Genomic DNA, 13,534 nt, shown 5'->3' with positions numbered 1-13,534 from the left:
GGCTCAGGTGACCTTCAACCCGCAGCTCTGGCGCCCTGTCCCCGGATTCGAGAACCTCACCGACATCACGTACCACCGGCACGTCAGCCAAGGCACCGTTCGCGTCGCCTTCGACCGACCGGAAGTACGTAATGCGTTCCGCCCGCACACCGTCGACGAGTTGTACCGCGCGCTCGATCACGCCCGTATGACCTCCGACGTGGGAGCGGTCCTGCTCACCGGCAACGGACCGAGCGAGAAGGACGGCGGCTGGGCGTTCTGCTCGGGCGGAGACCAGCGCATCCGTGGCCGCAGCGGTTACCAGTACGCCGAAGGTGAAACGGCGGACACCGTCGACAAAGCACGCGCCGGACGCCTTCACATCCTCGAGGTCCAGCGCCTGATCCGCTTCATGCCGAAGGTCGTGATCTGCCTGGTCAACGGTTGGGCTGCGGGCGGCGGTCACAGCCTGCACGTGGTGTGCGACCTGACGCTCGCCAGCCGCGAGCACGCACGGTTCAAGCAGACCGACGCCGACGTCGGAAGCTTCGACGGCGGCTACGGCAGCGCCTATCTGGCAAAGATGGTGGGCCAGAAGTTCGCCCGCGAGATCTTCTTCCTGGGTGAGACGTACACCGCCGAGGAAATGCATCAGATGGGCGCGGTCAACAAGGTTGTCGACCACGCGGAACTCGAAAACGTCGCGATCGACTGGGCAGGCAAGATCAACGGCAAGTCGCCGCAGGCACAGCGGATGCTCAAGTACGCGTTCAACCTGCAGGACGACGGGTTGGTCGGCCAGCAGCTGTTCGCCGGTGAGGCAACACGTTTGGCGTACATGACCGACGAGGCCGTCGAGGGTCGCGACTCGTTCCTCGAAAAGCGTGACCCCGACTGGTCACCATATCCCTGGTACTTCTGAGACAGTAGGTGTGAGACGGGAGGCCGGACGTGGAGATTCTGAGTAGCCGTACCATATTGCGCCCGAGCGAGTACGAACGAACGCTGAGCTTCTACCGAGACACCCTCGGTCTGGCGATCGCTCGTGAATACCCCGGCGGCACAGTCTTCTTCGCCGGCCAAGGGCTGATCGAAGTCGCCGCTCACGGTGGCACCGGCGAGGGTGGGTTTCGCGGCGCGATCTGGCTGCAGGTCCGTGATCTCACTGCGGTGCAGACCGAACTGGTTCTCGCCGGAGTCAAGATCGCCCGCGAGGCGAGGCAGGAACCGTGGGGTCTGCACGAGATGTGGATCGCCGACCCCGACGGGACGCCGATCGTGATGGTGCAGATTCCCGAGGATCATCCGATCCGAAAAGATTCCCGGCCGCCGGCGGAATAGTCGAGCAGCGACAGATGCCCGCCACGAACTTCCGTGGCGGGCATCTGTCGGTTCTTCGCAGAGATCAGTTGCGCGTGCTCAGCGCCTGCGAGATCTGATCTGTCTGGGCCTGGCCCTCGAGCAGTTGGCGAACCAACCACAGCCGCAGCACCTTTGCCACCGATGCGGCCAGGAAGAGCGCAGCACCGACCACTGTCAGGGCGAGGAAAACCACGGTGAGAATCTGGTACGACACCAGATCCCGTAGGTCCGAGAGCGTCAGCGAAGAGATGTAGACGACGAAGGCGCCGACCACTCCGACGACCATGAGCACCAGGCCTGCGATGCGCGTCGCCGCGTCGCCGCCTGCCTGCTTCTTGTCCAGCTTCAACTCTGCGATGTTCTTCTTGAATTCCTCACGGCGATCTTCGGCGAGAGTAGTCATCGTCATCCTCCTAGATAACTGGTAGAAAGTTCGTTTTCGATGTCGTGTGGATCGCCGGTCTTCACGACGCGTCCCTGCAACATCAGTGCGGCCGAGGTCGCGATGGGGAGCACCACTCGTGCGAACTGCTCGGCAACCAGAATGGAAATGCCTTCGGCTGCAAGCGAGCCGACGACGTCGTACATCTGCGAGACGATTCGAGGTGCGAGACCCATCGACAGCTCGTCGAGCAGGAGCACCGTCGGGTGAGTGCCGAGTGCCCGAGACAGCGCCAGCATCTGCTGCTCGCCACCGGACATCGATCCCGCCAACTGACCACGCCGCTCCCCCAGGATCGGGAACCTGCCGTACGCAACCTCTTCGAGTTCGGCCAAGCCGACGCCCGTTCCGGTCGCGATCCACAGATTTTCCCGCACAGTGAGGTTGGCGAAGATCCCGCGTCCCTCGGGGATGGAGCACACCCCCAGCCGAGCCAACTCCGAAGGCTCGACGCCGTTCACGACCTGGCCCGCGAGCCGGAACTCGCCGCGGGTGACCGGAAGGACACCCGAGCAGATCTTGAGCGTCGACGTCTTGCCACCACCGTTGGGTCCGAGTAGCGCCACCACGGCGCCGGGTTCGAGAACCAGATCGACCCCGTGCAGAACCTCGATGGATCCGTAACCGGCACGGACACCGGAGAGTTCGAGCAGCGGCTCGGGGCGGTCGGCGCCGCGTAATCCCTCGTCGATTTTCACCGCGCCAATTTTCTCCTCGCCAAATTTCGCTGAAGTCATACTGCCTCCTCCTCGGTCCCGATGTAGGCCGCGATCACTTCCGGATCCGTCCGGATCTTCTCCGGATCACCCGAGGCGAGGACTGCGCCGTAGTCCAGTACGTGGATGGTCGAGCACACCTTCATCACCAGTGGAATGTCGTGCTCGACCAGACAGATTCCGAGTCCCCCCGCTGCCAGTTCGGTGAGCATCTCGGCAAAGACCTCGGTTTCCTGCTCGGTCTGACCCGAGGCCGGTTCGTCGAGCAGAAGCACTCGCGGGTCGGTCATGAGGGCTCGCGCAACTTCGACGACGCGAGCGCGTCCGGTGGGGATGTCTGCGACATCCTTGTCCGCGACATCCGTCAGCCCGGTCAGCTCCAGCAGACGATCTGTCTCGCTGTCCACGTCGATCTTGTTGCGGCCGTTCGCCTTGTGGATGTCGCCGGCGACGCGCAGATTGTCACGCACCGACAGCGAGACGAACAACTCGAGCCGCTGGAAGGTACGTGCCAGCCCGCGACCTGCCCGCTTGTGCGGCGGCAGCTTCGTCACGTCGACGCCGCCGAGAAACACCTGACCGGAGGTGGGTTTCTGCAGCCCGGTGATGGTGTTGAAGAGCGTCGTCTTGCCGGCGCCGTTCGGTCCGATCAGTCCGGTCACGGTTCCGGGTTGCACGGTGAGCGAAACGTCCTTGACCGCGACGTGCCCGCCGAAACGAACACTCACACCGCGCGTTTCGAGTAGTGGTGCATCAGACATGGGCGGTCAACTCCTTCCGCGAGCTGCCCTGGTACTGAGGGAGCCCCAGTTCGCGGTCGATCTCGTCACGGATCTCGGGACTGTACGGGACGTCGATCCCGACGTCCTCGGGGACGACTGTTGCCTTGGCGGCCAGTTCTTCCGTGGTGAGAACCGCACGGGGCATCACCATCTCACCGATCACCGGCAGCATGAACACCACTGCGATCGTGATGGACGCGAACCACCAGTTGCCCAAAACGCCGGTCAGAGCAAGGACGTAGGTCAGCAGAACGACCGCGGCGCCGCCGATCAGAACCGGCTTGGCATCGGCGAGCCGTCGGTAGCCCTCGATCACGCTGTGCACGGTGCCACTGGGGTTCGCGCCGACACCGATACCGATCAGCGCCGGGCTCACCGCGGCGATGTTGCCGAAGAGCAGCCACATTCCCTCCAGCTCCGGTTGCGCCGAAGCCAGATTGGTGAACGAGACCATGATGACGGCAAAACCGATTCCGGCCATGAGCCCACCGAACAGTGCGCCGGTGACGTATCCGATTCCGGCGACGACGGTCAGCATGAGCAGCGAGAGGCTGACCATGATGGCAAAGCTCTCACCCGAGACCGAACCCATCGCGCTCGACATCAGAATGCCGCCGAGTCCGGCGATCCCCGAAGAGATCATGAAGACGCTCAGCTTGAGCCGAACCAGGCTCTGGCCGAGCATGGCCGAACCGGCCGGGCTGTCCTTCATCGCAGCGAGTCGGCGCCCGTAACCGCTGTTACGCAACGCGATGACGCCGACGCCGAGTACCGAGAACAGGGCGGTCACGGTCATCAGGAACACCGTCTCGTTGCTCAGATCGAGCGGGCCGATTTTCAGCGGCGGGAGGGCGATGTTGCCGTCCTTGAACAGCGAGTACTTCATGCCGAACATCTCGTGTTCGGTGGTGTCACGAAGAACCATGTTGGAGAGGAACACTCCGAAGGCCATGGTTGCAAGCGCAAGATACAGCCCTCTCAGCCGCAGCGCCGGCAGGGCGACGAGGCCGCCGATGATTGCGGTGACCAGGACTCCGACGACGATGCCCCACAGGTTGAGGTGCGCAGCCAACCCGGAACCGGAGATCCCGAAGTGAAAGGCCACGATGGTGGCGATAGCACCGAAAGACACCGGCGCCAAGTTCAATTCACCCGCGTAGCCGGTGAGGAGTGTGAGCGAGAGCGCGATGATCGCGAACGTCATTCCGATGGTCAGTGTCGTGACGGCGGACGTCACCATCAGCAGACGGATCAGGTACACGATGACGATCAGCGCCACGCCCCAGACGACGGCCTTGCGCACGCTCGGCACGTGGTAGCGCTCACGGGTACGAGTGACCGCACCGCGAAGCCGGTCCTGAGGTAGGACGATGAGCACGACGAACAGCGCGATCATCGGCAGGGAGACACGGAAGTTCGACGTCCAACTCCAACTGGTCGGGAAGTACGCCAACACGTACGTACCGGCAAGGCCGAGAACCACGGCGCCGACAAACGTGCGCGGAATGCTGCGCAACCGGCCGAACATGGCCGCGGCAAACGCGTCGATCACCAAGAGCGTCAACATGTTCGCCTCGAGTGTGCCGCCGCTGATCGGGGTGATCAGGATGCCGGCCAGCACTGCGAGCGTCGAACCCATCGCCCAGGACAGTGCCGCGAGACGCTCCGGGTTGTGGCCGTTGAGGCGCAGTAGTTCCGGATCGTCGACGACGCCGCGCATCGCAACACCGGCGCGGGTGCGTGTGAAAAGAACACGCAGGCCGACTGCGATTGCGATCGCAACGAGGATGCAGATCAACTCGTGGTAGCGGATGCTCGCTCCGAACACCGTGATCTTGGACTGGTCGCCGAAGAACATCTGCATCGTTCGGGCGGTCTCGGGATGCCAGAACCAGTGCGAAATCGAGAGCATTCCGAGCAGGATCGACACCGTCACAACGATTTTTGTGACCTCGGCAGTATCGCGCAGGCCCTTCATGATCAGGACGTAGAGCCCGAGACCCATCAGTGGACCGACGAGGACCAGTGAAATCAGCAAGGCGACGACGGTGGGAAGTTCCCAGCCGTAGCGCAACTGCCAGTAGATGAACGCACCGAGCATTGCCTGTGCACCGTGCGCGAAGTTGAAGATGCCTGACGTGTTGTACGTGAGCACCAACCCGGAGGCGGCGATCGCGTACACCGACCCCAGGACCAGGCCCAGGATCGTGAAAGTGACAAAAGTGTTCATGGCTGAACCCTCGTTAGGGACTCGGGCGGCGGTTGGCGCGCGCCGCCCGAGTCGGAAGAATCAGGACTGCGGCTTGATGACGTTGGCGTTCTGGTACTTCGTCGACACGCGGTCAGCGCCGAGTTCGGTTCCCCAGGTGCTCTTGTCGGTCGCGACGAGGTACTTGGGGTCGCACTTGAATTCGCCCGCGGTGGACGGGAACGCCTGCGCGTAGGTATTGCCCTTCAGCGAGGTCATGAGGCCGCAGGTGGCCGGCATGTTCTTGCCGGGATCGGTGACGGCATGCAATCCGCCGCCGTCCCACTCGTGAATGTTCGAGAGTTCGTCGACCATGCACTGGCGCGTCAGATCGCTGCCGCACTCGTCCGCGGCGGCGGCCCACAACAGGAACGACGACGCCGCCTGCATCCCGAGGAGCGCAGTCTTGCCGCCCTGCTCGGAGACCAGATCCACGTACTTCTTCACTGCGGGCACCTTGTCCGCGTTCTCGAGCATCTGGAAGGTCATGCCCGCGTTGAGGTTGTCGAGCAGTCCGGTGTCCTTGTTCCAATCCGAGACGGTCGCGCCGTACCAGGTGGCTTCGCCGAAGAAGACGGGGTCGATCCCGACCTGGTCGAGGGCCTTCACGAAGTTCAGCTCCGACGGGCTCGCCGATCGTGACGTCCAGATACCCTTCGCGCCGCACTCCTTGTACTTCTCGGCAAACGGCACGTAGCTCGATTCGCCCTCGTAGTTGAGTGTGACGCCGCAATCCTTGAGCTTGAAGCCCGCGGCCTCGGCAATCGAACGAATCTTCGTGGTGGAGCTGATGATCGTGGGCATCGTGCTGTTGACGACGTCGAAGTCGTTCACCAGATCGGGGTGCATCTCGGCCATCTGGAACCACTGCGAACCGTTCGCGTAGTCGACGGGGAACGGAACTCCCTGGAAGGTCATGGGTCCGTTCGCGGCGTCCGGCGAGACGGTGAAGCCCGGTACGGACACCAGGTTGCAGGCGACACGCGTCTGCTCGGCGGTCTGATCCATGGCGAAGCCGTACCCGACCATCATGAACTGACTCGCGCACGCTTCCTGCATGACCGAGTTGGCCTGCGTCATCGCGGCGTCGTAGTCGGTACCGACGACCTTGCGGCCGTTGATGCCGCCCTGATCGTTGCACCAAGAGATGAGCGCGTTGACGGCATCGCTCATTTCCTTGTTCAGCCCCGGTGACTTCACGTACCCGCGGTCGTCACCGAACCCGATCTTGATCTCGGTGTCGCTGACGCCTTGATCGGTTGCGCCGGTGGCGTCGCCTTCGCCACACGGCGAATCGAGGGTGCCGAACTTCGCATCGGAGGTGCTCGACGCAAGGTCGGCGCCGACGCCGGATCCGCCGACAGCGACGGCGTAGGGATCGTCACCACGATTCGATGCGCAGGCTGACGCCAGAACGGCGGTCGCGGCGAGTGCCACGATCAGCTTCGTGGACTTGTTGGGCTTCACGGTCGGAGCTCTCCTTCTCACTGACAGACACCGAGAAACAGGGGTGAAACCCCTGTTCCGGTGCGCTCGGTGCCCGTAGGTAATCAGCGTTTAAAACGGTCCGAATGTGCCTTCCCGGTGAGTGAGACCAAAAAGTGAGGTCCCACACAGGGTTCCGATTTCGTGGCGCTGAACACATCGCGAACGGCAGCGCCGCAGCCCACGCACGGGGACGTACTCCACTGAGCCCCTGTTCGCATCCCGTTCGCTGTACTTTTACGCGTTCGATACGCACAATTCACGTTGTGACCGCAGAGCTCGTAATCCTCCTGGTGGTAGTTGTCACCGCCCTCGCGTTCGATTTCACGAATGGTTTTCACGACACCGGTAACGCAATGGCCACCTCCATCGCGACCGGTGCACTCAAGCCCAAAGTTGCGGTCACACTTTCCGCGATCCTGAACCTGGTCGGTGCGTTCCTGTCCGTCGAGGTGGCAGCGACGGTGGCCAAAGGTGTCGTCAACCTCGGCGCGGTCAGCGGGCAGGATCTGCTGCTGATCGTGTTCGCCGGTCTTGTCGGCGGAATCATCTGGAACCTGGCGACCTGGCTTCTCGGATTGCCGTCGAGCTCCTCGCACGCACTGTTCGGCGGATTGATCGGCGCCGCAATCGCCTCCATCGGTATGGGCGGAGTCGAGTGGGGCGGAGTTCTGACCAAGGTCGTCGTCCCCGCAATCCTCGCGCCGGTCGTCGCGGCTCTGGTCGCAGGCGTCGGCACCAAGCTCGTGTACCGCATCACCGCATCCGTGAAGGAAGACGAGCGCGAGCGCGGTTTCCGCTTCGGACAGATCGGCACCGCCTCACTGATCTCACTTGCACACGGCACCAATGACGCCCAGAAGACGATGGGCGTCATCTTTTTGGCCCTCGTCGCTCACGGCACCATCACCGCCGAGACCGAGATGCCGTTCTGGGTGAAGTTCACCTGTGCCGTCGCGATCGCCCTCGGGACCTACCTCGGCGGTTGGCGCATCATCCGCACCCTGGGCAAGGGCCTCGTCGAGATCGCCGCTCCGCAGGGACTTGCTGCCGAAGCGTCGTCCGCCGCCATCATCCTCACGTCGAGCCACCTCGGACTCCCCCTCTCGACCACTCACGTCGCCACCGGCTCCATCCTCGGTACCGGCATCGGCCGCAAGGGCGCCGAGGTCCGCTGGGGCGTCGCGGGCCGGATGGCCGCTGCCTGGCTGATCACGTTGCCGTCGGCCGCGGTCGTCGGCGCCATCTGTTGGGCACTCGCGCATCTGATCGGCGGACTGGCCGGCGTGCTGGTCGTCTTCGCTGCACTCATCGCCTTCGCGATCTTCATGTACATACGCTCGCGTAAGGAACCCGTAGACGCGGCGAACGTGACTGCCGAATGGGACGAGAATTCAGATGCGGCAGTTGCCGAGATCCCGGCAGCCGAACCCACTCCGTCCACCGAAGCCACCCGCAACTCCTGAAAGGGGCGCAAGAGAATGCATCTACTGACCGATACCCTCGATTCGCTCTGGCAGGTAGTGGCAGTCGGACTGCTCTTCGGAGCGGGACTTCCGGCGATCTTCGCCTTCGGCCTCAAGTCGCTGAGCCTGCCGAACGCCGACGGCACCGAAGGACCGTCCACCCTGGGTAAAATGGGTGCGTACCTCTGTTTTGCGGTCGTGCTCGTCACGATCTTCGCCGGAATACTGTTGTTGATGAAGAACTTCTTGGCCAGCACGTTCGGAATACACGTCTTCTGAGTGGTCGTCGCGGTACACCACTGAAACCACCGAAACGAAAATGAGGCCGAGGATTTGAGCAAGTATTCATTGCGCAGCGTGCTCGACTGGCTGCGTGCCGGGTACCCCGAGGGCATCCCGGACAAGGATCATTTCGCGCTGCTCGCGGTTCTCCGTCGCCGACTGACCGACGAGGAGATCGAGCAGGTCGTTTCGATGTCCATCGAGTCCGCACACGAGGTACCGGACCGGCACGTCGACTACGACACCATCCGCGCCATCATCGAGGGAATCCTCAACGAGGAGCCGTCCGAGGACGACGTCGATCGTGTCACCGAAAGACTGCGCGCAGGTGGATGGCCGGTCATCGAAGACGCGGACGCCGACAACGAAGTTCGAGACGTGAGCTGACGTCATGGCCCTTCCGCCCTTCCTCACGTCGATAGTCGGCTGGTTGCGGGCCGGCTATCCCAACGGCGTCCCCGAACAGGACTACATCCCGCTCTTCGCGCTCCTCACCCGCAGACTCTCCGAATCCGAGGTCGACGCCGTCGCCGACGCGTTGATCGAGGACGGCGATCTGCCTATCGAGAAGACCGACATCCAGGTCCTCATCACGAAGATCACCAACGAGATGCCTCTCGAAACCGACGTCGACCGCGTGCGAAGCCATCTGGCTGACGGTGGTTGGCCGCTTGCCGGGCCGGACATCCGGTGAACGTTCTTCGCACGCTCGCGGTTCCGCAGGGCGAGGCGGTCTTCGAGGTATTGCCGCGCATCGCGCAGATCCTGGGCGGCGAGCACGACGCCGTGCTCCCCGTCCCGGCGGCCGACGCACGCGAGACAGCTCGCCTGAGCGACGCTCTGCACCCCGATCAGCCCATCGACGACGGTATTTCGCTGGTGGTCGCCACGTCGGGAACCACCGGCACTCCCAAAGGGGCAATGCTCACCGCGGCTGCACTGCGAGCCAGCGGCGACGCGACCCACGAACGCCTCGGCGGCACCGGATCCTGGTTGCTGGTCCTGCCCCCGCACCACATCGCCGGTATGCAGGTTCTGTTGCGCAGTGTGCTCGCCGGAACACAGCCGGTGATCGTCGACGTCAGTGCGGGTTTCGACCCGGCAGCGCTTCCGGGCGCCGTCGCCGCGATGAGCGGACCGCGCCGCTACACCTCGTTGGTGCCGACTCAGTTGGTCAAGGCACTCGGTGATCGCGCCGCGGTCGAGGCGTTGGCCTCGCTCGACGCCGTTCTGCTCGGCGGCGCTGCGACGCCTGCGCCGGTGCTCGCGCAGGCCACCGAAGCGGGCGTCACCGTCGTCCGCACCTATGGGATGAGCGAGACCTCCGGCGGCTGCGTGTACGACGGAATCCCGTTGTCCGGGGCAAAGATTCGCATCGACGGCGGCCGGGTTCTACTGGGTGGACCGATGCTCGCGTCCGGGTATCGTGGGCTTCCCGACCACCCCGCGTTCGCCGAACCCGGATGGTTCCGGGCCGACGACGCCGGATCAGTGGTCGACGGAGTTCTGCGCATCAGCGGCCGGTTGGACGAGGCAATCTCCACCGGCGGACTGACCGTCGTACCGCAGGTCGTCGAGGCCGCGCTGGCCGATCACCCCGCCGTTCGCGAGTGCGCGGTGATCGGCATCGAAGACCGGCGACTCGGGCAGCGGGTGGTGGCCGTCGTCGTAGCCGAGGGCGAAGCTCCGACGCTCGAGGAGCTGCGCACACATGCTCAGCGGACACTCGACGTGACCGCAGCGCCGCGCGAGTTGTTCGTGGTGGACGCGCTCCCCCTCCGTGGCCCGGGCAAGCTCGATCGCGCCGCCCTGGTTGCTCGGTTCAGCTAGCAGCCGCAGCACGTTTCTTCAGCCGCAGGCCTGATCAGGGGTGCGGCTGCACAATCAGCGCGCGGCTCCGCGGAGGCAAGCCCGCTCGAACCTTTCCCGGACGCGTTCGAAGTCACGCAGATCCGCCCATACCCACCGGAACACCTCGAACCCCGCGTCCCGAATCGCGTCCTCGCGCAGTTTCTCGCGCTCGACCGCCCTACCCGGATCGTCGCCGCGGTACTTGACCATCCCGTCGAACTCGCCCACCACACCGTGCTCTTTCCAGAAGAAGTCGACCCTTCCGACAAACCGTCCACCGTGACGGATCTCGTGCTGCAAAGTCGGCTTCAGCCAACCGTGGTCGCGCATCCGTACGCGGCTGATGGACTCCCCGGGACTCTCGGCACCCGGTTCGACGAACTCGGCCACGACCCGCGCCCGGCTCATCCCCAGCCGTCCGCGCGCATGATCGAGAGAGGCGTCGACGTCCTCACGTCTCATCCCGCGTCGCAGGGCGCAATCACCGATCACCACGGCGTTCTCGAACGACGTCGTCCGCGCGAGGTCTACGAACGTTCGCGCCAACGACGTGGTTGCGACACCGTCGATCAGCACGACTTCCTCGGGCGGGACCACCGCCGGGTGAAGATGCAAGGTCTGGCCCTTCCGCCCACCCGAGGGTCGGCTACGCGTCATGTGTACGGTCTCCAATCGCAATCCGCCGCAATCCAATCCGTGCACGACGGCTGCCGAAGCATGGCTCACGATTGCGCCGGGTCCACAGGTTTCGACGGCTGCCATGACAGCGCAGCGATGGCGTGCTCTCGCATCGAGTTCGCGGAAGTGATCGGCCCGCATGTAGATCCCCGCCGCGATTCGGTGCAGCTCACCTCGCTTGACCGCTCGTTGCAACTGTTCGTCGCTGGTGCCGTCGCGGTGTGCCTGTGCCCGCGTGAGAATTTCCATGCAGTGAGCCTGATGCCACCGCGCCCGCGGACCGACGAGCAAGATCCGTCTGGGGAGTGTTTGCCGGTTGTGGAGCACCGACCTCGCGCGCTGTGCAAGTAACCGCAAGTTCCACGCAAGGTCCATGCAAGATCGATCTGCCAAGCTTCACTCCATGAACCACACAGCTTCGCCTCTTGCCATCGAGGCCGACGGACTCGTCAAGAAGTTCGGCGAGCACCGCGCGGTCGACGGCGTCAGCCTGACCGTCCCCACCGGCTCGGTGTTCGGCGTCCTCGGGCCGAACGGTGCCGGCAAGACCACCACCGTCCGCATGCTCGCGACCCTCCTACGCCCCGACGGCGGTGAGGCACGCATCTTCGGCCACGACGTCAGCCGTGAACCCACCGCGGTCCGTTCCCTGATCGGCGTCACCGGGCAGTACGCCTCCGTCGACGAGGACCTCACTGCAACCGAAAACCTCGTGATCTTCTCGCGACTACTCGGTCTGAGCCGCCGCGACGCACGCAGCAAGTCCCTCGAACTCCTCGAGGAGTTCGACCTGGTCGAGGCCGCAACCAAACCGCTGAAGAACTTCTCCGGCGGTATGCGTCGACGCCTGGATCTGGCGGCCAGCCTGATCGCTCGCCCGCCGCTGCTGTTCCTCGACGAGCCCACCACCGGCCTCGATCCGCGCACCCGCGCCCAGATGTGGGTGACCATCCGGCGACTCGTCGCAGAGGGTTCGACGGTGTTGCTCACCACGCAGTACCTCGACGAGGCCGATCAGTTGGCCGATCGCATCGCGGTGATCGACCGCGGCCGCGTGATCGCCAACGGCACCGCCGACGAACTCAAGGCGTCGGTCGGGATCTCTTCGCTACAGCTCAAGTTGGTCGATCGTGATCGAACCGAGGAAGCTCGCTCGCTCATCGCCGCTGCGCTGAGCGTCGAGGTGGGTGTCACGCCCGAGGTCGGTCGGATCACCGCCCCGCTGAGCGACCCGTCGATCACCGCGGACCTGTTGATCCGCCTGCGCGAGCAAGGTATCGCCGTCGACGAGATCAACGTACAGAAACCCAGCCTGGACGAAGTGTTCCTGACCATCACCGGGCACCAGCCCGAAGACGGTGGACGCAACGACGCCCAGTCCGACAACGACTCCGATCGGAGCGTCGCATGACAACCACCCTCACCAAACCCCGGTCGCCGATTGCGCAACCGGACTCTGCGCCCCGCCGGATCAGTCTGCAGCAGAGCTTCGCGAACACGTTCACGATGGCGTACCGCGGAATTCTCAAGATCAAGCACAACCCCGAGCAACTGTTCGACGTCGTCATCCAGCCGATCATCTTCACGTTGATGTTCACCTACATCTTCGGCGGCGCGATCGCCGGTGACGTGACTGCCTACCTGCCGACGATCATCCCCGGCATTCTCGTTCAGACCGTCATCACCGGTTCCATCGTCACGGGCACCCAGCTTCGTGAAGACATGGACAAGGGTGTGTTCGACCGCTTCAAGTCCCTTCCTATCGCGCGCATCGCCCCGCTGTCCGGTGCATTGCTCGCCGACGTCGTGCGTTACGGCATCGCCACGACGATCACGTTCATCGTCGGTTTCGCGATGGGATACCGCCCGGCAGGCGGCGTGGTCGGCATCCTGTCCGCTGCGATCCTGGTCATGGTGTGTGCGTTCTCCATCAGCTGGATCTTCGCCCTCATGGGCGTGCTGATGAACAAAGCGTCCACGGTGCAGGGCGTTTCGATGCTCGTGCTGTTCCCGCTGACATTCCTGTCGAATGCGTTCGTCGATCCTGCCACCATGCCGAGTTGGCTTCAGAAGTTCGTCAACGTCAATCCGGTCTCGCACTTGGTGACCGCGGTTCGCGAGCTGGCCAACGACGGCCATTTCGGCATCCACGTGGTCTGGTCCTTGGTCGGCGCCGCGGTGATCGTTGCCGTCATGGCACCTCTGACCGTCCGGATGTACATGCGCAAGACGTAAGTCCCGCA

The 13,534-nt window shown here is 64.0% G+C and carries 15 protein-coding genes; 9 read left to right on the top strand and 6 right to left on the bottom strand.

The features are described 5' to 3' along the window. Positions 1 to 7 precede the first annotated feature (7 nt). Positions 8 to 901, top strand: a complete 894-nt coding sequence (locus G8767_RS19105) for a 1,4-dihydroxy-2-naphthoyl-CoA synthase (RefSeq protein ID WP_024487301.1) — start codon at positions 8 to 10, stop codon at positions 899 to 901. Positions 902 to 930: 29 nt separating this feature from the next. Further along, positions 931 to 1,320, top strand: coding sequence for a VOC family protein (locus G8767_RS19100; RefSeq protein WP_095970345.1), 390 nt, complete (start codon positions 931 to 933; stop codon positions 1,318 to 1,320). Between the two features lie 64 nt (positions 1,321 to 1,384). Here G8767_RS19100 and G8767_RS19095 read toward each other — a convergent pair whose 3' ends face one another. The 5 genes from G8767_RS19095 to G8767_RS19075 are packed head-to-tail and all read right to left on the bottom strand — an operon-like array spanning position 1,385 to position 6,996. After that, complete coding sequence (locus G8767_RS19095; RefSeq protein WP_003942018.1) at positions 1,385 to 1,744, bottom strand: hypothetical protein; 360 nt, start codon at positions 1,742 to 1,744, stop codon at positions 1,385 to 1,387. A gap of 2 nt (positions 1,745 to 1,746) precedes the next feature. Then, positions 1,747 to 2,520, bottom strand: coding sequence for an ABC transporter ATP-binding protein (locus G8767_RS19090; protein WP_206029526.1), 774 nt, complete (start codon positions 2,518 to 2,520; stop codon positions 1,747 to 1,749). Beyond that, on the bottom strand, positions 2,517 to 3,260 hold the full coding sequence (locus G8767_RS19085) for an ABC transporter ATP-binding protein (RefSeq protein WP_020968954.1): 744 nt from the start codon (positions 3,258 to 3,260) through the stop codon (positions 2,517 to 2,519). The genes G8767_RS19090 and G8767_RS19085 overlap by 4 nt, the downstream gene beginning before the upstream one ends. Further along, positions 3,253 to 5,511: an ABC transporter permease gene (locus tag G8767_RS19080; protein ID WP_166811190.1), complete on the bottom strand. Its 2,259-nt coding sequence runs from the start codon at positions 5,509 to 5,511 to the stop codon at positions 3,253 to 3,255. Before G8767_RS19080 ends, G8767_RS19085 begins: the two co-directional genes overlap by 8 nt. Positions 5,512 to 5,571: 60 nt before the next feature. Further along, positions 5,572 to 6,996, bottom strand: a complete 1,425-nt coding sequence (locus G8767_RS19075; protein ID WP_124568215.1) for an ABC transporter substrate-binding protein — start codon at positions 6,994 to 6,996, stop codon at positions 5,572 to 5,574. Positions 6,997 to 7,280: 284 nt separating this feature from the next. Here G8767_RS19075 and G8767_RS19070 point away from each other — a divergent pair, with 284 nt between their 5' ends. The 5 genes from G8767_RS19070 to menE are packed head-to-tail and all read left to right on the top strand — an operon-like array spanning position 7,281 to position 10,592. After that, positions 7,281 to 8,480 carry an inorganic phosphate transporter gene (locus G8767_RS19070; protein WP_095970349.1) on the top strand — a complete coding sequence of 400 codons (1,200 nt, stop codon included), beginning with the start codon at positions 7,281 to 7,283 and terminating at the stop codon, positions 8,478 to 8,480. Between the two features lie 15 nt (positions 8,481 to 8,495). Next, on the top strand, positions 8,496 to 8,759 hold the full coding sequence (locus tag G8767_RS19065; RefSeq protein WP_003942079.1) for a hypothetical protein: 264 nt from the start codon (positions 8,496 to 8,498) through the stop codon (positions 8,757 to 8,759). 54 nt (positions 8,760 to 8,813) lie between these two features. Beyond that, positions 8,814 to 9,149, top strand: coding sequence for a DUF3349 domain-containing protein (locus G8767_RS19060; RefSeq protein WP_095970350.1), 336 nt, complete (start codon positions 8,814 to 8,816; stop codon positions 9,147 to 9,149). Positions 9,150 to 9,153: 4 nt separating this feature from the next. Beyond that, complete coding sequence (locus G8767_RS19055) at positions 9,154 to 9,456, top strand: DUF3349 domain-containing protein (protein ID WP_095970351.1); 303 nt, start codon at positions 9,154 to 9,156, stop codon at positions 9,454 to 9,456. Further along, positions 9,453 to 10,592: an o-succinylbenzoate--CoA ligase gene (menE, locus tag G8767_RS19050; protein WP_166811188.1), complete on the top strand. Its 1,140-nt coding sequence runs from the start codon at positions 9,453 to 9,455 to the stop codon at positions 10,590 to 10,592. The genes G8767_RS19055 and menE overlap by 4 nt, the downstream gene beginning before the upstream one ends. Positions 10,593 to 10,646: 54 nt before the next feature. Here menE and G8767_RS19045 read toward each other — a convergent pair whose 3' ends face one another. Next, positions 10,647 to 11,540: a type IV toxin-antitoxin system AbiEi family antitoxin domain-containing protein gene (locus G8767_RS19045; RefSeq protein ID WP_166811186.1), complete on the bottom strand. Its 894-nt coding sequence runs from the start codon at positions 11,538 to 11,540 to the stop codon at positions 10,647 to 10,649. Positions 11,541 to 11,694: 154 nt separating this feature from the next. Between G8767_RS19045 and G8767_RS19040 the strand changes: the two genes are divergently transcribed. After that, the gene (locus G8767_RS19040) at positions 11,695 to 12,702 is read left to right on the top strand and encodes an ATP-binding cassette domain-containing protein (protein ID WP_095970353.1); all 1,008 of its coding nucleotides are present in this window, start codon (positions 11,695 to 11,697) and stop codon (positions 12,700 to 12,702) included. Beyond that, positions 12,699 to 13,526, top strand: coding sequence for an ABC transporter permease (locus tag G8767_RS19035; protein ID WP_095970354.1), 828 nt, complete (start codon positions 12,699 to 12,701; stop codon positions 13,524 to 13,526). Before G8767_RS19040 ends, G8767_RS19035 begins: the two co-directional genes overlap by 4 nt. Positions 13,527 to 13,534: the final 8 nt, after the last annotated feature.

It is taken from the genome of Rhodococcus sp. IC4_135, assembly GCF_011602025.1.
GTDB lineage: Bacteria > Actinomycetota > Actinomycetes > Mycobacteriales > Mycobacteriaceae > Rhodococcus_F > Rhodococcus_F baikonurensis.
Note: the sequence above shows the minus strand (reverse complement) of the source record. Positions and strands in the feature narration are given on the sequence as shown.

Excerpts from the sequence above, each read along its gene's own strand:
- G8767_RS19080 (WP_166811190.1), bottom strand. The coding sequence starts at position 5,511 with ATGAACACTTTTGTCACTTTCACGATCCTGGGCCTGGTCCTGGGGTCG.
- G8767_RS19045 (WP_166811186.1), bottom strand. The coding sequence starts at position 11,540 with ATGGAAATTCTCACGCGGGCACAGGCACACCGCGACGGCACCAGCGAC.
- G8767_RS19090 (WP_206029526.1), bottom strand. The coding sequence starts at position 2,520 with ATGACTTCAGCGAAATTTGGCGAGGAGAAAATTGGCGCGGTGAAAATC.
- G8767_RS19085 (WP_020968954.1), bottom strand. The coding sequence starts at position 3,260 with ATGTCTGATGCACCACTACTCGAAACGCGCGGTGTGAGTGTTCGTTTC.
- G8767_RS19095 (WP_003942018.1), bottom strand. The coding sequence starts at position 1,744 with ATGACTACTCTCGCCGAAGATCGCCGTGAGGAATTCAAGAAGAACATC.
- G8767_RS19055 (WP_095970351.1), top strand. The coding sequence starts at position 9,154 with ATGGCCCTTCCGCCCTTCCTCACGTCGATAGTCGGCTGGTTGCGGGCC.
- G8767_RS19065 (WP_003942079.1), top strand. The coding sequence starts at position 8,496 with ATGCATCTACTGACCGATACCCTCGATTCGCTCTGGCAGGTAGTGGCA.
- G8767_RS19035 (WP_095970354.1), top strand. The coding sequence starts at position 12,699 with ATGACAACCACCCTCACCAAACCCCGGTCGCCGATTGCGCAACCGGAC.
- G8767_RS19040 (WP_095970353.1), top strand. The coding sequence starts at position 11,695 with ATGAACCACACAGCTTCGCCTCTTGCCATCGAGGCCGACGGACTCGTC.